Source organism: Vibrio sp. B1-2, assembly GCF_963888445.1.
GTDB classification, from domain to species: domain Bacteria; phylum Pseudomonadota; class Gammaproteobacteria; order Enterobacterales; family Vibrionaceae; genus Vibrio; species Vibrio anguillarum.
Map to the genome: position 1 here is coordinate 77989 of NZ_CAWPJH010000042.1, position 16878 is coordinate 94866.

The 16878-nt window shown below is 44.0% G+C and carries 20 protein-coding genes; 4 read left to right on the forward strand and 16 right to left on the reverse strand.

What is annotated here, in order from left to right:
• Positions 1-3: 3 nt before the first annotated feature.
• The 3 genes from AACQ75_RS15135 to AACQ75_RS15145 are packed head-to-tail and all read left to right on the forward strand — an operon-like array spanning position 4 to position 1217.
• Positions 4-459: a nitrate reductase cytochrome c-type subunit gene (locus AACQ75_RS15135; protein ID WP_170888966.1), complete on the forward strand. Its 456-nt coding sequence runs from the start codon at positions 4-6 to the stop codon at positions 457-459.
• Between the two features lie 32 nt (positions 460-491).
• Positions 492-1070, forward strand: a complete 579-nt coding sequence (locus AACQ75_RS15140; protein WP_013868528.1) for a NapC/NirT family cytochrome c — start codon at positions 492-494, stop codon at positions 1068-1070.
• Between the two features lie 12 nt (positions 1071-1082).
• On the forward strand, positions 1083-1217 hold the full coding sequence (locus AACQ75_RS15145) for a TIGR02808 family protein (RefSeq protein WP_094166351.1): 135 nt from the start codon (positions 1083-1085) through the stop codon (positions 1215-1217).
• 101 nt (positions 1218-1318) lie between these two features.
• Here the strand turns inward: AACQ75_RS15145 and secF are convergent, their stop codons facing one another.
• The 13 genes from secF to srlA (AACQ75_RS15210) form a co-directional block, all read right to left on the reverse strand.
• Positions 1319-2221 (reverse strand): protein translocase subunit SecF, encoded by a 903-nt coding sequence (gene secF, locus AACQ75_RS15150; protein WP_170888967.1) that lies wholly within the window; start codon positions 2219-2221, stop codon positions 1319-1321.
• A 2-nt stretch (positions 2222-2223) separates the two neighbouring features.
• Positions 2224-4062 carry a protein translocase subunit SecD gene (gene secD / locus AACQ75_RS15155; protein ID WP_170888968.1) on the reverse strand — a complete coding sequence of 613 codons (1839 nt, stop codon included), beginning with the start codon at positions 4060-4062 and terminating at the stop codon, positions 2224-2226.
• Between the two features lie 97 nt (positions 4063-4159).
• On the reverse strand, positions 4160-4633 hold the full coding sequence (locus tag AACQ75_RS15160) for a hypothetical protein (protein ID WP_088733210.1): 474 nt from the start codon (positions 4631-4633) through the stop codon (positions 4160-4162).
• Positions 4634-4725: 92 nt separating this feature from the next.
• Positions 4726-5403: an SH3 domain-containing protein gene (locus AACQ75_RS15165; RefSeq protein ID WP_237333147.1), complete on the reverse strand. Its 678-nt coding sequence runs from the start codon at positions 5401-5403 to the stop codon at positions 4726-4728.
• Positions 5404-5747: 344 nt separating this feature from the next.
• A complete protein-coding gene (locus AACQ75_RS15170; RefSeq protein WP_017046963.1) occupies positions 5748-6104 on the reverse strand; it encodes a PTS glucitol/sorbitol transporter subunit IIA in 357 nt (118 codons plus the stop codon).
• Positions 6105-6110: 6 nt separating this feature from the next.
• Positions 6111-7082, reverse strand: a complete 972-nt coding sequence (gene srlE, locus AACQ75_RS15175; RefSeq protein WP_017045368.1) for a PTS glucitol/sorbitol transporter subunit IIB — start codon at positions 7080-7082, stop codon at positions 6111-6113.
• Positions 7079-7642, reverse strand: a complete 564-nt coding sequence (gene srlA / locus AACQ75_RS15180) for a PTS glucitol/sorbitol transporter subunit IIC (protein ID WP_017045367.1) — start codon at positions 7640-7642, stop codon at positions 7079-7081. Before srlA (AACQ75_RS15180) ends, srlE (AACQ75_RS15175) begins: the two co-directional genes overlap by 4 nt.
• A gap of 192 nt (positions 7643-7834) precedes the next feature.
• Positions 7835-8611 (reverse strand): glucitol operon DNA-binding transcriptional repressor SrlR, encoded by a 777-nt coding sequence (gene srlR / locus AACQ75_RS15185; RefSeq protein WP_013868510.1) that lies wholly within the window; start codon positions 8609-8611, stop codon positions 7835-7837.
• An 82-nt stretch (positions 8612-8693) separates the two neighbouring features.
• Positions 8694-9050 (reverse strand): transcriptional regulator GutM, encoded by a 357-nt coding sequence (locus AACQ75_RS15190; protein WP_013868509.1) that lies wholly within the window; start codon positions 9048-9050, stop codon positions 8694-8696.
• A gap of 95 nt (positions 9051-9145) precedes the next feature.
• Positions 9146-9925 (reverse strand): sorbitol-6-phosphate dehydrogenase, encoded by a 780-nt coding sequence (gene srlD, locus AACQ75_RS15195; protein ID WP_170888969.1) that lies wholly within the window; start codon positions 9923-9925, stop codon positions 9146-9148.
• Positions 9926-9983: 58 nt separating this feature from the next.
• Entirely contained in the window at positions 9984-10346 is a 363-nt protein-coding gene (locus AACQ75_RS15200) for a PTS glucitol/sorbitol transporter subunit IIA (RefSeq protein ID WP_013868507.1), read from the reverse strand.
• 10 nt (positions 10347-10356) lie between these two features.
• Positions 10357-11349 carry a PTS glucitol/sorbitol transporter subunit IIB gene (gene srlE, locus AACQ75_RS15205; protein WP_017046962.1) on the reverse strand — a complete coding sequence of 331 codons (993 nt, stop codon included), beginning with the start codon at positions 11347-11349 and terminating at the stop codon, positions 10357-10359.
• Positions 11350-11362: 13 nt separating this feature from the next.
• Entirely contained in the window at positions 11363-11911 is a 549-nt protein-coding gene (srlA, locus tag AACQ75_RS15210; RefSeq protein WP_212755039.1) for a PTS glucitol/sorbitol transporter subunit IIC, read from the reverse strand.
• A gap of 674 nt (positions 11912-12585) precedes the next feature.
• Between srlA (AACQ75_RS15210) and AACQ75_RS15215 the strand changes: the two genes are divergently transcribed.
• The gene (locus AACQ75_RS15215; RefSeq protein WP_026027796.1) at positions 12586-12930 is read left to right on the forward strand and encodes a helix-turn-helix domain-containing protein; all 345 of its coding nucleotides are present in this window, start codon (positions 12586-12588) and stop codon (positions 12928-12930) included.
• Here AACQ75_RS15215 and AACQ75_RS15220 read toward each other — a convergent pair whose 3' ends face one another.
• Genes AACQ75_RS15220 through AACQ75_RS15230 form a run of 3 tightly spaced genes read right to left on the reverse strand, consistent with a single transcriptional unit; the run spans position 12931 to position 16492 of the window.
• The gene (locus tag AACQ75_RS15220) at positions 12931-13659 is read right to left on the reverse strand and encodes a hypothetical protein (RefSeq protein ID WP_170888970.1); all 729 of its coding nucleotides are present in this window, start codon (positions 13657-13659) and stop codon (positions 12931-12933) included. It lies immediately after the preceding gene.
• Positions 13656-15629, reverse strand: a complete 1974-nt coding sequence (locus AACQ75_RS15225) for a lipase family protein (protein ID WP_170888971.1) — start codon at positions 15627-15629, stop codon at positions 13656-13658. The genes AACQ75_RS15220 and AACQ75_RS15225 overlap by 4 nt, the downstream gene beginning before the upstream one ends.
• 2 nt (positions 15630-15631) lie before the next feature.
• Positions 15632-16492: a DUF4123 domain-containing protein gene (locus AACQ75_RS15230; RefSeq protein ID WP_170888972.1), complete on the reverse strand. Its 861-nt coding sequence runs from the start codon at positions 16490-16492 to the stop codon at positions 15632-15634.
• Positions 16493-16878: the final 386 nt, after the last annotated feature.

The following is a 16878-nucleotide window of genomic DNA, read 5'->3' on the forward strand; positions in this document are numbered from 1 at the left end:
AAGATGAAAAAACTACTGATCGCCCTTTTATCTTTTGGGGCTTTATTTGGCCAAACGGTACAGGCGGAACTGAATAACCCCGGCGGAAACGGTGGGCTGGAATCGCTGCGTGGCGCAACGCAACTTGAAGAGACTCGTCCTGCAGACGACTTTAAGAAGTACCCAAGAGATCAAGCGCTTGAAAGCGAATACGTCTATCAGCCACCTTTGATCCCGCATAACATTCGTGGCTACGAAGTGTCGCTAAACGCCAATAAGTGCCTTGCTTGTCACAGTTGGAAAAATGCCAAAGAGATGGGCGCAACCAAAATCAGTGTGACCCACTATGTTAACCGTGAAGATGCGGTGCTAGCTGACGTCTCACCGCGCCGTTATTTCTGTTTACAGTGCCATGCACCGCAAGCCATTGCGAAGCCTTTGGTGGAAAATGAGTTCAAATCCGTTGATTCACTTCGCTAATCGTAGCCAGATAATAACTTAAGAGGCTATTTATGAAATTATTAAAAGCGTTTTGGAAAAGGCTCACAAGCCCAAGTAAAGCGGCCGTTGGCATCGTATTGTTCATGGGGTTTGCAGGTGGTCTGCTATTTTGGGGCGCATTTAACACCGGTATGGAAGCAACAAACTCAGAAGAATTCTGCTCAGGCTGTCATGCACCGATTGTGGCAGAGATCCAAGAGACGATTCACTATTCTAACCGTTCCGGCGTACGTGCTATCTGCTCTGACTGCCATGTTCCCCATGAGTGGACAGACAAGATTATCCGCAAAGTGCAAGCATCCAAAGAGTTGTTTGCTCATGTGGTGTTAGGCACCATTAGCACACCCGAAAAGTTTCAAGCACGTCGAGCACATCTCGCGGAGCGTGAGTGGTCACGATTGAAAAATAATGACTCATTAGAGTGCCGCAACTGCCATGAGTTCGAATACATGGATTTTTCAGAGCAAGGTCCACGCAGTGCCAAACAGCACTCTACCGCCCTTGCTAGTGGTGAAAAAACCTGTGTCGATTGCCATAAAGGTATTGCACATAAACTGCCAGACATGCAAGGCGTTGAAGGCTGGCAATAGGAGAATTAACCCATGAGTACATTAGAATCGGTGATTTGGCATATTCTTGGTTACAGCGCGATGCCTGTTATTATCTTTGGCGGCTTTGCGGTGGTTGCCGCCATTTCACTTTGGTTGCTGTCACTGAGTAAAGATAAAGAACTATAAATTACACTTCCTACCGTAATTTATAGTCAACTACCAATAAAAATCCGCCTGTGCATAAGGCGGATTTTTTTACTTCACTTTAAATGACATGCGCAGAAATACTAAGGCGCGGAATCCACCACTACAGGCAAGTAATGTTTAGGTTCAAGTTTCAACCACTCTGGTAACACAGTCCCGATTGAGATTGAAGACCAAGTTCCAGAAATAATACCGATGAACATTGCAATGGCAAACCCTTCAAGCGGCTCCCCGCTCATTAACCACAATGCGGAAACGGTGAGTAATGTCGTACCCGAAGTCACCATAGTGCGTGAGAAAGTCGCAATCACGGCTTGGTCGGTAATCTCTTTGGTTGGCGTGCTTTGCTTAGCCACGAGCAGTTCACGAATACGGTCGGCAATGATAATAGAGTCGTTCAATGAATAACCTAATACCGCCAGTACCGCCGCAAACACGGTTAGGTTGAACTCCATCTGTGTCAGGGCAAAGAAACCGAGCACTAAAATAACGTCATGCAGCAAGGCCAACAACGAGCCGCTCGCTAAACGCCATTCAAAGCGGAAACACAAGTAACCTAAGATACACAGTAAGCAGATCATCAACGCTAAACTACCTTGCTCCACCAGATCTTGCCCCACTTGCGAGCCGACCATACTGTTGCTCACCACCGTCACATGCTCAGAGACGTCGCTGAGCAAAGTTGGAATGTTAGGCGTCTCTTGATCACTTTCAGGAAGCGCGTAGCGGATAACCCAACGCCCCTCTTCACCTGCTTTGGTGAGCATCGTTGAATCTCCTAATGTAGGTTTCAACGCTTGCAGTAACTCTTTGTTGGTGAGGGTTTTATCGACCGTGACTTCAGTGACCATCCCACCAGTAAAATCCAAACCCATGTTGAGGCCTTTCACACCAAACGCCACTAATGAGATCAGCATCAATGTCACAGAGAGTACGCTCGTGATGTAACGAATTGGACGAATATGGTTTTTCAAATAATCAATCATGTTTATACCCTTACATCACGACGAGCATCTCGTCCCCAAATGAGATTGATAACCGCACGCGAAGCAAACACACCGCTGAACATACTGGTCATAATGCCGAGCCCTAAGGTCAGGGCAAAGCCTTGGATTGGACCATTACCGATCGAATACAGAATCACAGCGGTGATCATAGTGGTGACGTTGGCGTCAAGAATGGTGCTAAAGGCGCTGCTAAACCCAGAATCAATCGCTTGGGCGAAATTACGTCCTTCTGCAATTTTGTCTTTGATACGTTCAAAAATTAGCACGTTGGTATCGACGGCCATGCCAACCGTCAAAACTAGACCTGCAATCCCCGGCAAGGTCAGCACAGCACCCGGCAATAAGGCAATCAGACCAATGAGACACACCATGTTAAACAGCAACGCCGCGTTCGCCACCCAACCTAAACGGCGATACCAAAGCGCCATAAAAGTCAGCGTTAATGCCATACCTAAGGCTAATGCGGCAAAACCATTTTGAATATTTTCTGCGCCCAATGAAGCGCCGATGGTACGCTCCTCTACGATAGTCACAGGCGCGGTTAATGAACCAGCGCGCAGCAATAAAGCCAGCTGCTGTGCTTCTTCCATCGAACCTGCACCAGTGATTCTAAATTGGCTACCCAGCTGCGATTGAATGGTCGCAACACTGATCACTTTTTCGCTACGCTCTGTTTCGCCACGAGCATTGGTGGTGTATTCACGGTACACGGTCGCCATCGGTTTACCGATATGCTTGGATGAAAAATCACTCATGATTTTGCCACCAGCGTGGTCAAGCGAGATGTTGACCTCAGACATTCCCACTTGGTCAATACCTGCGCGCGCATTAACAATGTGATCGCCGGTTAATACAGGGCGTTTAGTAAGTACAACATTGCGGCCATTTTCATCTTTTAGCACAATGTCTTGCGACGTAAACGCTTCGCTGGGTGATTTCGCCTCATAAAAAGCAAGGCTCGCCGTCGCACCAATCACGTTTTTCGCTTGTGATGGGTCTTGCACGCCCGGTAATTCGATACGAATGCTGTGTTCACCTTGGCGCTGAACCATGGCTTCAGTGATGCCTAGCTCTTCAATGCGATCACGCATAATCTTGAGGTTCTGTTGCAGCGTCGTTGATTGGAAATCGACTCGATTCTGTTTTGAAGGCTTGATCAGCAGTTGATCAGAAGAGCGTTGAATATCCCACCCTGAGTAAGTCTCTTTAAGAAATGCATTGATTTTATTGAGATCTTCCGCTGAATTGCTCATTACTTTGAAGCCATCAATACCTTCAGAACTAACTTTCACGCTGCGAAGACGCTCGTCACGCAGCTTATCTTTCACGGTATCGATCATGCTGTCACGTTGCTCTTGGAACGCTTTATCCACGTCAACGTTCAGCAAAAATTGCACACCACCACGCAGATCCAACCCTAGTTTAATCGGGTTAAAACCTAAATTTGTCAACCATATTGGTGCAACCGAAACGTAAGAGAACGTAATACTGTCTTCTTTTTCAATCATGCCATCGAGTAATTCTCTGGCGTGCGTTTGCTGGACTTCATCAGCAAAGACTAAGGTCGTTTTCCCACCTTGCTGCTGTATGTTTTGTACCGCAATATCGTTTTTTTCGAGTAGATGAGTTAATTCCACGACTGAATTAAGCGTCTCATTTTTAGAGGAGACTTGCAGTTGAATAGACGGCTGTTCGCCGTACCAGGTGGGTATAGCGCTCAAGGCAAGCACAACCAAAGTGGCGGCCAATACGATATACTTCCACGCAGAATAGTGATTAATAAGACGTGCTGACGCCTTTTTATTTTGTGTTTTTTTCATACCAATCCTCTCAGCAAAGCTGAGTTGTTATTACTTTAAATAAACAAGTTAAATGAACAAGCGAGTGACTTTGTCACTTGATATAAAGTAAGAGGGATCAGTACTGGCTATTTAACGCCACATACATGGCATTCGTTTCTTTCCAACCAGAAATTCTGTGGTTAGAACTATAGGGGCGAGCTTGCCATGCCGCCAACTCAGCGACAGGAAAAAGATAAAGCCTAAAGGGAGCGACGGTGACGTCGTAATTGGGTGTGTTATCGACAAAAGTGGGGCCATCGTATTCAACGACTCGGGAAGTTACCCCCCAACGAGACGCGGTGACGATTGCAGCAGAAGTGTCTGAGTGAAGCGATTTTGATACGGGTGGAGCCGTTTGTTTATCTTGTTGATCAGAGATAGGTTGTTGATGAACAATCGCCGTGAGCGACGTTTTTTCACCATGTTGTTGGATAACTTTACGTTCAGCGTGGCTGTGCGTTTCACTTTCAATTAAATAGCCGAACGCTTGCGAAGGCAGAACCACCGCGAGAAGCGTAAACCAGACATATTTAATAAAGTGCCAATGCATGAAAAAATCATTCCTCTCAACTCAAGCAGGCATCATATTCCTGACAACGATAAGCCTCAAGTAAAAAGATCTAAATGCTCTTACCACTTTAGCTAATGAGAAGCGTAAAATATTTCTTTGCTTTGTATATCAAAGTAAATTTTGTTGGCTAACTTGCGGCCACCACAATACACAAAATAAACCTCACGTTCTTGATATTTGAGTGACTTTACCCAACCACCAAGCTCTTCAAAATCTTCTGGTACGCAGGTTTCATTTTTCAGCAGCTCATCGGTTTTCTGCACAAAAGCCGTTTCATAGAGTTTAAAATCATCCGAATTCGCAATGTACTGCGTGACCGTTTTACGGCGCTCCTCTGCCGTGATCAGCGGGGCTTGCTCCACTAAACCATCCAAAGGTATCCACTCCGCGACTTCCGGCCCGTTTTCCTCATAGACAAAATAATCGGTAATGCGGCCAAAACCTGCTTTGCGCTCCAAGATTTTAACCTTATCACCACGGTATAGAACTCGCTCAACAAACGCTTGTGCATCGGGCTTTTCTCTTACTCCGAGCCTTGCTAAATCGACATATAAATCATTAACGAGCGGTTTTGGTGGCAAGGCCGTTTTAGGAGCCGTCTCAGTAGTTGGCACTTGTTCTTCATCGTTCGAACTCGACGAATCGGCCTGCAGTGCTTCTTGCTCGGGAAGATAATAAAGAAAGTAATAGCCAGCGCCTGCGCCCGCCAGCCCAAGCAGCAATAATAGAAACATCAGCATTTTTTTCATCTTGCTGCCCATTCCTTTCTTGTTGTGCGCAACCTTGTTCGGCGCGGCACGCTTTAATTGTTCGTTAATTATAGTTGAAATCTCCGAATGTCATTTTTACTCACTATTCGAACCCATAGCGATACTAACGACAGCCTAATCCTGAACTTGATGCTATGCGTCAATCTTCTGCAAAATCAGTCCCTTTTATTGGGTGAAGCTCCCACTATCATCATGAACCATATCATTATCAAGTTCATGAATCGTACCGATACGACAGCGCTTACCAGCTATTTGGCTCCTTTTAAAACAGGAGCCTTTTTTCTTAGATATGCCTAATCACAATCAAGCCACATTCCACCACTTTAACCAAACATCAACACATCACCATGTTGAAGCACTTCTAATTTAGGACCGAGTAAATGGATGGTACCCGGCAATTCTGGGGTTCGCTGACCGTCAAACTTAAGTGTTACATGCCCAAGCTCCGCAAGATTTTGGTTCGCCACACTGCCGACTGCCGTCACAACAAAACCGAGATCCCCAATTAATAAAGTGGTGTTGTGGTCAATCAATCCATACAACGAAGATCCAGAGTGTATGAAGCAATATTCCTTCACCGCATCAGGGGCGCTCGGGCCGAATAAAATCACCATATCATCATGCAGTGAGTCTTTAGCATAATCGCCAGCGGACAAAATCGTCGTTTGATACTGAAGCATATGCCCTCACTGATAAATGAAGAATGAGATAAGCCAAGCAATCAGCACCGTTGGCGCACCTGTAAGAAAACGAGAGTAAAGTACCGAAGGCACACCGACCTGTACCGTTTCGGGCTTAGCGTCTGCAAGGCCAAGCCCTACAGGGATGAAATCACAAGCAGCTTGAGCATTTATGGCAAACAAAGCGGGTAATGCTAAGTGCGGTGGGATATTTCCCATACCGATCTGAGTCCCGATAAGTACACCGATCACTTGCGCAATCACCGCACCTGGTCCAAGAAAGGGTGACAGAAACGGAAATGAACAGATCAAGGCAATCGTCAGTAAACCGATCGGGTTCCCTGCTAATGGCTCCAAAGTATGAGCAATTAAATCACCTAACCCAGACGCGAGAATAACCCCAATCAACATTGAAACAAACGCCATAAAAGGCAGAATGGTTTTAAGTACGGTATCAATGGTTTCACGCCCAGCCTGATTAAAGGTCGCCATCACCGAGCCCATACCGATCCCCACTTTAGCCAGTAAGCTATCTGTTTGTTGGCTAAGCTTCTTCGTCGTGTCAATGGATTGGGGCTGAGATAGGATTGGCTCACAAAACGTAGTTTTGTGATCATCTACCAAGGAAAAACAACCACTGCGTATGCCAGATGCATAAATATCTTCCTGAATATATTGTGCCAAAGGGCCACTTTGGCCTGTAGCATGGATATTTAATGTCGGAATACCTTTTTTGGGATAAAGCCCACAACGCAATGTGCCACCACAGTCAATCACTACACAAGCGACTCGTTCATCGGGAACAAAATGTTCAAAGCCGTTAACCGCTTGCATGCCCGTCAACGCCACCATCTCATCAATAAAATGGGGACGAGTCCCTGCTGTGATGTAGATGATCTTCTTGTCAACCTCAACCGGAATGAATAGCGGGCCACCCCATCCACCCTGCCCTCGGTTTACTTTCAATACCGTCATCATTTTTCCTCAACCACGTTAAGATCGACTTTATCACTGAATACTACACCTTGTTGTCTAGCCACAAACATAGTCGTCATATCGGTTACCCAACCGCGTAAAAAGTTGGTCACTAAGCCAACCAGCAAATAGGAAATAGCGAGAGGACCGAGCGATAAGCCCTGTTGAGTGATCCCAGCGGCAATGCCTAGATAAATAAACAATTCACTAGGATTTACATGAGGGAACATACCATTCATGGTGTGGCAACTGTAGGAGGCAGAGGCATAATAAGAAGGTTTGTACTTTTCAGGTAAGAAACGCCCTAGGCTGAGCACCATGGGATTACAAAAAACAAAGGTTCCTACTGTCGGCAAGAGCAAATAGCGAGATATAGGATTAGACGCACTTTTCTGAGCTAACACTTCTATGCGCTGTTGGCCAATAAAACGGATCAGCGCATTCATGGCAACTAATAAACAGATCAGCACTGGGAGTACTTGTGCCACCATTTCGCTAAACACTTCACCGCCTTTCTCAAACAGACCAATAAACCATTCCGCTCCCTCGATTATCCAATCCATACCTTCGGCTCTTAAATTATGTGGGGATAGTTGGAGTGTTTCCGTTATTGATATATTGAAAAAGAGGCAAAAGAGAAAAGCGTGAATTCAATCACCGATAACTTTTATTTTAAAAGTAAAAAATTGAAATCGGCGACAAAATAAAAAGAAAGCCAACTGGCCTCCTTTCATAAATGGGGTTTATGGAGTGACTTAGGAGCCAACGGTGATCACTTGGATACCTTTCTCTTCCAAATACGTCCGATCCTCTGCTGCGATAAGGTTATCTGTGACAACTATATCGATTTTATCTAGCGGAACCACCACGTTAGGACTACGACGGCCAAACTTACTTGAATCGGTCACGACAATGATCTGATTGGCTGCTTGGCACATCGCCTGGCTGACTTGATACGCTTCGTTGTAGGTTGTTGTTCCCTGCGCGAGGTCAAAACCATCAGCACCAATAAAGAGTTTATCGAAAGAAAACTGTTTAAATGCTTGCTCTGCCAGCGTGCCATGGAAAGACGCTGATTTTCGGCGATACGTTCCGCCCGGAACCAATACAGTATGTTCCGCATCCAAATTCGCTACTGCGTTTACGATGTGAATACTGTTCGTCATCAATGTCAGTGACATCACCTGTTCAAAATGCGGCACCATCTGCAGTGTGGTACTGCCACAGTCCAGAATGATCGAATCCCCATCCTTGACCAGTTGTGAAGCGGCTTTAGCGATTAAGCATTTACGTTCAAGGTTCACCGTCTGCTTTTCATCCATCGAACGGTCTTCCAAAATGACGCTATTAGCGATACAAGCTTCAGCTGCTCCGTAACGGCGAATAACAAGCCCTTCTTCCTCTAACGAACGTAAATCACTGCGTATTGTAGCTCCTGATGTTTCAAAGGTATCGGCCAGATCATTCACTGACGTTTTCCCATTAACACGCAGATAATCCAGCAACTGCGCTCTTCTGTTATCTAAATTCATAGCATCAACTTCATTATTAAACTGATAGCAGTTTATAACAGTTCCCTTTCAACTTAAAAGTAAAAGGGGGAACATTCTTTCATTACTGCCTAGAAATTGCGACGTTTAACGCTTCTTGAACATTAGAATCCAGTTGAAATATGAGTGATTCAGGGATAGGTAGTGATTGACCAATGAGTTGATCTAGGGTCTTTGGTCTAGCAAATACAGAAATACCCTTCATCACTTGGGCATCTACAACATGCTGATCTTCATCTTCAACCAACACCAGTACGGTACGCGGTTTCCATCGGCTTTGGGTGCGGCCTATCTTGACTTTCCCTTTGTGAGTCATAGATTGAAGCATCCGATTAAAAGATCGAATCTGCAAATAACCTAAGACGATCTGTATCATCCAAGCTCCTGCAGCAAAATAAATAAGTACCGTTGTTGAGTCCATCTCATACCTCTTGTCAAAAAGGGGCAAGCATAACGCCTGCCCAATATAATCTGCCCTTATTCTAGGAGCATAGGGCTTAATCCATGGGGGATGGATTAGAACATTACCTGACCACCCGTGATATTGATCGATTGACCAGTACAATAGGCGGCTTCATCGCTGGCGTAAAACTTCAGTACATTGAGAACATCCTGATATTCACATCCTGCCTTAAGTGGCACTTTATCGATATAAATCTGTTCAACCTCTGATTCCGGTACACCCAATTTTTTCGCATACTGAGGTAGCAGTGATTGGAACATAGGGCTTTTCAACAAGTTACCCAACATCAAAGAATGCACCGTGATTTTGTGTTCCGCTAAATCTAACGCAAGTGACTGAGTCAGGCCAACCCCACCAAATTTGGCCGCTGAGTAACCACTGTTATGCTTTGAACCGACTTTACCCGACTTTGAGTTGATCTGAATAATGCGCCCACCACGTTGTTCACGAATCATTACTTTTGATACTTCTCGTGCACAGAGGAAATACCCCGTTAGGTTTACGTCAATCGATAGCTGCCAAGCAGTCAGTGGGAAACCGTCAATCTTGCCAGCCTGAGCCACACCAGCGCTGTAAACCAGCAGATCAATCCGTCCAAAAAATTCATCTATTTGCCTAACCATATTCACTACACTTTGCTCTTTGGTGGCATCTACCTCCACACCCAGTGCTGTAGCCTGGCCGTATTCTTGATTAATTTTATTAGCCACCTTTTCAGCACTGCAACCATTTAAATCGGCGACCGCAACTCGGTAACCTTCATTAGCCAAACCTAAGCACAGAAATTCACCTAGAGTCTGACCACCACCAACCACTAACGCAACTTTACTCATAACTTACACCTTACTTAGAGGGTGCCCCATCGTAGGCATAGAGCACCCATACTGACTATTAATTTAAAAAGACAATTTCATCACCGCAGCGCACTTGCTGAGGTCGTTCACCATTGACATGAAGACAACCCGGATATTCAGCTTCAACTAAGGCATCAAACCGTATGGTAATGTGCCCAAGTTCTGCAAGGTTTTGATTGACCACCTCACCAACCGCTGTAATCGGATACTGATACCTTCCCAATTGCATCACACCACCGGGTTTGATATTCCCCTTGAGTGCGTCATGCGAGTGGATGAAGCAATACTCTGCCGCATCTTTTGGGGCAATATTACTGAAGATGATCATCATATCGTCTTCCAACGCACTATTGGCAAACTCACCAATGCTCTCGATCTTGACTTGATATAGTGGCGACATTGCTCACCCCCTATTGATAGATAAATAGAGACACAAACCAAGCCAGTAGAACGGTAGGTGCGCCAGTAAGGAAGCGTGAATACAGTACCGAAGGAACACCTATTTCAACGGTTCTCGGCTTAGCTTCTGCCATACCCAACCCAACTGGGATGAAATCACAAGCCGCTTGAGCATTGATGGCAAATAAAGCGGGCAACGCGAGATGTGGTGGTATATTGCCAAGACCAATTTGGGTGCCGACTAATACACCAATAACTTGAGCGATAACCGCACCGGGGCCAAGGAATGGAGAAAGCAACGGGAACGAGCAGATCAACGCGAGCGTTACTAACCCTAGTGGATTTTGCGCCAAAGGCGTCAATACATGCGCGATCACATCACCCAAACCAGAGGCAATGATCACCCCAATCAGCATGGAGACGAATGCCATAAAAGGCAAAATCGTTTTCAAAATGGTGTCAATGGCTTCACGCCCAGCTTGGTAGAAGGTCGCCATCACCGAACCCATCCCAATGCCGATCCGAGCCAACAAGCTGTCACTTTGCTGAGTTAGTTTTTTACTCGTATCGTATTTGTTTGTCGCCAAATTCTCGTTCGAGAGTTCATCTCTTAGTGGTGGTTGCATTGATCCCCCCTCGCTGCCTACTAGCTGAATGTCACGCTCACGCACACCCGATACATAAATATCTTCGGTGATGAATTCAGCCAATGGTCCGCTTTTACCCGTAGCGTGAATATTAACTGTCGGTATCCGTTTTTTTGGATACAAACCGCAGCGCAATGTTCCACCACAGTCGATGACCGCTACGCCAATGTCTTCATCGGGCACACTAGTTTTAAAACCATCAACCGCTTCATAACCGGTAAGCTCAACAATACGGTCGACAATTGCAGGGCGAGTACCACCCGTAATGTAAAACACCTTTTTATCGGCTTCGATCGGCAACTCCAATGGGCCACCCCAACCGCCACTACCTTTCTGTATACGTAATACTTTCGTCATTTTTATTGCCCCATTAACCTACGTGAACCTGACGCTCTAACTGAACACCCTGTTGACGTTCAACAATAGTTGTAGTGAAGTCAGTGACCCACCCACGGAAGAAATTAGTCACCATACCAACCAACAAATAGCTAACCGCAAGAGGTCCAAGCGGCAGACCGAGCGTTGTCAGGCCACTAGCAATACCTAGATAGACAAACAACTCACCAGGGTTAATGTGCGGAAACAAACCATTCATCGAGTGACAGCTATATGAAGCCGCCGCGTAATAGGAAGGTTTATAACGTTCAGGTAAAAAACGACCGAGACTCAATGTCATCGGGTTACAGAAAATGAAGGTGCCGATAACTGGCAATATCAAATAGCGAGAGATCGGATTGCCAGCACTACTCTGTGCCAGTTTCTCCACTCGTTCTTGACCCACCAATCGGATAAGCGCATTCATCGCCACCAGCAGTGCAATTAGTAAAGGTAAAATACCGGTTACCATCCCCGTAAACACCTCTCCTCCTTTTTGAAATAGTCCGATAAACCATTCCGCTCCGTGAATTATCCATTCCATAATCAAACCTCATTGTTGTTATTGGCTTAGTGTCAAAGTACGTATTTATACTTCCACTTTACATTTCAAATTAAAAGAATTGGCTTTCATTTTAATGACGATGATCACGAAATAATTTTCACAACGAAAACAATAACAACGAAATAACAAGGGATGAACACGAATTAACAACCAAGAGGCATCACCCATTCCTGAGCGACTTTAAACACTAAAAATCAATAACCCCAAAACCCAAGCAAAACATAACTTATTGTATTTTATAGACATTAAATACAATAAGCTTTTATTAGGCCGTATTCGACAGGTATTATCTGACCGTAAAAACGCCACAACTCATCAGTGTCATGATTAAAATAACTACAGACAATCCTTAAAGCAGTTTAATCAGAGCCACGCACTAATTTTCAAACCAAAAGAAAAAATAGAAATATCACAAGCCTGCTTTCAGTATAAAAACCCATAAAGCAGGCTGTAAGCGCTACTGAATCACGCTTTACATTTTTTGAGACGGTGGCTCGATATCAAACAGGAAGAATCCGAGAGCAAGAAAGAGTTTTGGTAGGGAAATTGATTAAAAATTTAAACTGGCCTTAACCTCTCATTGACACTACCTCAACTCGTTTTTGTCACTCTGCACACCACAAATAAAGGTGATAACAAAAAGAGGATGGACTATGGTGTTTAGCGAAGAGGATCGCCAAGCCTTATACAATGTATGGATGTCACAAAAGGCTAAAATGCATTTGACTCAGATGGAGATGGCTAAGCGACTTAACCTTACTCAACTTGAGTTCTCACATCTTTTACGAGGGGATAGCTCTTTATCGATGACGTTTATCAGTCAATTCTGTCGTCATCTACATATTGAGCCGCACAGGGTACTACCGAGTTTGAAACAGACCGCCACCAGCGAGGTAAAAGCGATCTGTTTAAAAAACCGAATAAGTGTTGATGGTGATATCCAGCATGTTTCTATAGAAGGTAATCAGGTGATCATTGAATACATTCATTATGCCTAATTATTGCGCTACAGCGACTTGTTCTTGCACTAACGGCTCAGAGCGGTAATTCTCACCGGCTAAAATATCGTAATGAATCACTGTGTCGTTATTAAATTTCGAGAAATCGTAGTAGACGGTGTAGGCGTTTGATTCTGGTTCCTTGGTTTTAATTATATCATTTACGAAATAAAAACAAGTCATAGCTCCTGACCATCTATCTTTGCTTGCCCATTGCCAAATTTTGGCATTACATTCCTTTGCTTGTACGATTGAATTAATATCAATCACCTTATCATAGCTATTTGTTGGAGAATAAATTCGCAATTCAGCAAAACCATTTTCATCAAAATTGTTGTACACATGAATAGAAACATCTCTTAAGGCAACCGTACACTGATTACTATCTACTACTGATTTATAAGGTAAACGCAATTCATATCGGCTCGGATCGTCTGAAAAATCATAGGTATATTTTTTATCAATTTTCCCTCCCTGATGCGCTTTACGGCCAAACATATCATAAGAATAGGTTTTACATTCATCACCGGTGACCCAATATGCAGCCCAAGCAACTACTTGAGCATCGGTTGGTTTCTTCCCTGTAATAGTGATATAAGGTTCATCTGGTTCATTACCCCAGATTTCATCATTATTCACGAAGAAAGTTTTAAATGAAGGATAAAGGATAAAGGATAAAAAAATTACCATCACCACAATCATTATTAATATTAACTTTCTCTTTTTCATATTTGTTCCTTGATAAAATCAGGTAAAGATTTATTTGCCACCAATAACTTCTCGGTAGGCATTACTTGAGGGTTATTCATTATTTGCGAGAGTTCAGATTTAATTTTACGATATCTTGTAAGCATATTTTCCGTTAGCGTTTGCCTTCTTTTTAAGTAAAGGTACTTAGCTTTATTTACATCAGAATACTGCCATGTTCCGGACATTTCTGCTTGCTGATTTTTTACATCCATCAGTTCGTTTGATAAAGTTTTTTTCTGTTCATCCAGAAAGCTGATCGCTTGTAAGTAATGTTCTTTTAATGGCACATGAAGTAATAAATGTAAAAGTTTAGCTAAATTTGGAATGTACTCAGCCATACCATGCTCATTCACCTGTTCTGACAGAGACACATTATTATTAATTTTGTCTAGTAGTGGAAAGGAATCATTATCGGCTGCACTAATAGCATCTAATATGGGCATATGTGTTTGACGTGGGCTTAGTAGTACTTGCTCAGAAGGTTTTTCATAAGTTAATAGCTGCGTAAGTTCGCCGTGGTGGTGGTAATTATCATCATCGCCATCTGTCGTCTCAAAGATTTTTTCAACCGTTTTTGCACCTCGTACATGAAACATTTTTAATATAGCAACATAAAGGTTGTCTTCTGTATCCGCAGTATTGACCCACTTCCAAGGAACTTGAGGTACCAAATCATGATTATTCACATGTCGATAGTGCGTAATATCTTTGTAGCGAGATACAAAACTATGTGTTCCCGTCCGCGGCATTCCGTAGGTATATAGGCGTAAAGAATTGGAATTATAAGCCTGTTTAATTAATGCACTTAGAATAAGTGCGCCAGCACCACCTAAACTATGACCACAGATATAAAAACTTTTATCCTTGTGTATGTTGAGATGTTCTTCTATCAGTTTCCATAATGTTAGCGCATATCGATAAAACCCCTGATGAACATAGGTTCCCCCAAATTCTTCTATAGAAACTTGCGCTGCATCGATATTGGTTCCAACCATATCTTTGATTAAAGAGGAGTCTGTAATCTTCTGCACCGCAGGGATAGCATTGACAACCGCCCCAAAGCCATCAATATTTTTCACAATTTCCCATGTACTACCAGAATTTGAAGGTTCACCATTAGAAATATAAGGCTCTGTCCCCCTAACTCCAACAATGACAGTGTTGTGGTTAAATAAAATATATCCCTCAGCACCAACCTCCTTTTGTGCGTAGTATGTAAAATCGAGGGCTTGGCTATAGGGAACCTCTTCAACTAACCAGTTAACGGACATATCAGCGGCATGTGTTGGCTTAATTTTCTGTTTCAATGTCCGAATGACCGCTTTAATTGATCCGTCATTAGCCGACGTAACTTTATCATCTAAATTGGCCTTATCTGTCGCATAAGCCAATTTGGACAACAACGCAAAGGTATAACTATTCACCAAACTAAATTCATCTGTATCAATAATTACTGGCATATAACTGCGCAGTGCTTTGATTTCAAAAACGTAACTTTGGTTGTGGCTAAGGCTGAACCCTGCTTTTTCCGCAGAGGCATTGGTATCTATCCCTTTATGATGCTCTTGCAAAAACTCATCTTGAGGGGCTTCATCCCAAAAATCACCTATGGTAGTGCTGTGATACCGTTTCGGGCTTTGCTCAGCAGCATCACGCTCTGCCGATGCGCGGGTTTTCACTGGCGACTCTTGCCCTTCTTTACGGCTGGCGTACTTTTCGACTTCGCTTAACAAAGAGGCTTGGCTGACGGAAGCGCGCCATTCACCTGCGGCAATATTTGCAAATAATACTTTACCGGCGCTGGTGGTTTGCGTGTGTGTGTTGGAGGTAATTTTGTTCGTAATAGTGACGGCAAGGCCATCAATCGGTTCATCGTTTTCACTCATGAACTCCAGTTCCAACCAGTTTTTCTCGGGGTTGCACTGCACGCAATGGTTAAATGAATCCATGATTATTCCTCATGTTGTAATTGGCGACTTAAGGCATGCAGAGCGTATTTAATCTCTTCATTTTGATTGTCTTTGATCAGTTCTATCATGCTAGGCTGAGCCAAGTATTCGTTGCCCATGATCGCCGCGATGGCCGCGCTCATCACACGATACGTTAAGGTTTGCTCAGCAGCAGAGAGAAACGGTGTGAGCATGGAAGCGATATCACGCCCTTGGGTTAAGTGCTGGTCCATTGCCTTGGGGAAATGCTGCCATAACCAAGATTCAAGGTTAGCTTTTAACAAAGGTAAGTTCTCTTGTTTATCAAGATGATGCGCTTTTATTACCCACCAAGAGCCTTGCTGAGCATTAAATGGCGCGTGCGAGGTGTTGTTAAACGTGACTAAGTGGCCTTGATCTCGATCGTGGCCTTGTTCTCCATCACCTAATGCAGCCAATTGATTGATATTGCCCAAAAACTGGTTCACTTCTGATTGGTCCATTCGCGCTAACATAGCAATAATGACCGACCTATCGTAAAAGCGAAACATCACTTCCTCGCCCTCTAATCCGGCAATTAATAAACTGCGAAGATGCTGCAAAACTTCATCACCCACGGCATGACTTGACAGCCCAATACCCTGTTCAAGTAACGCTTCAGGGAGCGATAATACCGATTCAGAAACAGGGATTAACCATGGAGAGAGTGCCATCACCTCAGTAAACATTGCACCATAAAACAGAGGCACGGCTTCTTCAAATCCAAAGCCCCCATTTTGCTGTAAGGCCTGCTTATGAAGCTTGCGATCAACTAACCAATAGCGATGATTTGGCTGCTGTTGAAACCAAGAGAGGATCATGACGGTTTCCCCTGCGTAGAGCATAATCTTACGGCTGGCATATGGGCTTGCTCTGCGTTTAATAACGCTTGGTAAGAAATGGTTCGAAGAGCGGCTGGCATGGTTTGGTCCTTTTTCGTGAATCGCATCGCATAATGTAATGCCTCACTAAGCAAAAGCAATGCCAGTGTTAAATTATTATATTTCAATAGGTTAACTTTGGCTTTTGACTACTTGAGCAATAAATTGCTCCGCTGGGCAAAAACTTGCTTAACCAAGCACGATCTGACCGAATTTTTGCTCGGTTCAGTGCTCTCTCACCGACAAGAGATGTAACTGCACGAGCGTCGTCAATCCTAAGCCATCTCATCATTGACAGAACACGTAAAGTTCACCGCACAGCTTAGATTCCAGCCTCGCCAATTAAATGT

Excerpts from the sequence above, each read along its gene's own strand:
- secD (WP_170888968.1), bottom strand. The coding sequence starts at position 4,062 with ATGAAAAAAACACAAAATAAAAAGGCGTCAGCACGTCTTATTAATCAC.
- AACQ75_RS15160 (WP_088733210.1), bottom strand. The coding sequence starts at position 4,633 with ATGCATTGGCACTTTATTAAATATGTCTGGTTTACGCTTCTCGCGGTG.
- AACQ75_RS15220 (WP_170888970.1), bottom strand. The coding sequence starts at position 13,659 with ATGAAAAAGAGAAAGTTAATATTAATAATGATTGTGGTGATGGTAATT.
- AACQ75_RS15135 (WP_170888966.1), top strand. The coding sequence starts at position 4 with ATGAAAAAACTACTGATCGCCCTTTTATCTTTTGGGGCTTTATTTGGC.
- AACQ75_RS15230 (WP_170888972.1), bottom strand. The coding sequence starts at position 16,492 with ATGCTCTACGCAGGGGAAACCGTCATGATCCTCTCTTGGTTTCAACAG.
- srlA (WP_017045367.1), bottom strand. The coding sequence starts at position 7,642 with ATGGATTGGATAATCGAGGGAGCGGAATGGTTTATTGGTCTGTTTGAG.
- srlA (WP_212755039.1), bottom strand. The coding sequence starts at position 11,911 with ATGGAATGGATAATTCACGGAGCGGAATGGTTTATCGGACTATTTCAA.
- srlR (WP_013868510.1), bottom strand. The coding sequence starts at position 8,611 with ATGAATTTAGATAACAGAAGAGCGCAGTTGCTGGATTATCTGCGTGTT.
- AACQ75_RS15165 (WP_237333147.1), bottom strand. The coding sequence starts at position 5,403 with ATGAAAAAAATGCTGATGTTTCTATTATTGCTGCTTGGGCTGGCGGGC.
- AACQ75_RS15145 (WP_094166351.1), top strand. The coding sequence starts at position 1,083 with ATGAGTACATTAGAATCGGTGATTTGGCATATTCTTGGTTACAGCGCG.
- srlE (WP_017046962.1), bottom strand. The coding sequence starts at position 11,349 with ATGACGAAAGTATTACGTATACAGAAAGGTAGTGGCGGTTGGGGTGGC.
- AACQ75_RS15170 (WP_017046963.1), bottom strand. The coding sequence starts at position 6,104 with ATGCTTCAGTATCAAACGACGATTTTGTCCGCTGGCGATTATGCTAAA.
- secF (WP_170888967.1), bottom strand. The coding sequence starts at position 2,221 with ATGATTGATTATTTGAAAAACCATATTCGTCCAATTCGTTACATCACG.
- AACQ75_RS15200 (WP_013868507.1), bottom strand. The coding sequence starts at position 10,346 with ATGTCGCCACTATATCAAGTCAAGATCGAGAGCATTGGTGAGTTTGCC.
- AACQ75_RS15190 (WP_013868509.1), bottom strand. The coding sequence starts at position 9,050 with ATGGACTCAACAACGGTACTTATTTATTTTGCTGCAGGAGCTTGGATG.
- AACQ75_RS15215 (WP_026027796.1), top strand. The coding sequence starts at position 12,586 with ATGGTGTTTAGCGAAGAGGATCGCCAAGCCTTATACAATGTATGGATG.
- srlD (WP_170888969.1), bottom strand. The coding sequence starts at position 9,925 with ATGAGTAAAGTTGCGTTAGTGGTTGGTGGTGGTCAGACTCTAGGTGAA.
- srlE (WP_017045368.1), bottom strand. The coding sequence starts at position 7,082 with ATGATGACGGTATTGAAAGTAAACCGAGGGCAGGGTGGATGGGGTGGC.
- AACQ75_RS15140 (WP_013868528.1), top strand. The coding sequence starts at position 492 with ATGAAATTATTAAAAGCGTTTTGGAAAAGGCTCACAAGCCCAAGTAAA.
- AACQ75_RS15225 (WP_170888971.1), bottom strand. The coding sequence starts at position 15,629 with ATGGATTCATTTAACCATTGCGTGCAGTGCAACCCCGAGAAAAACTGG.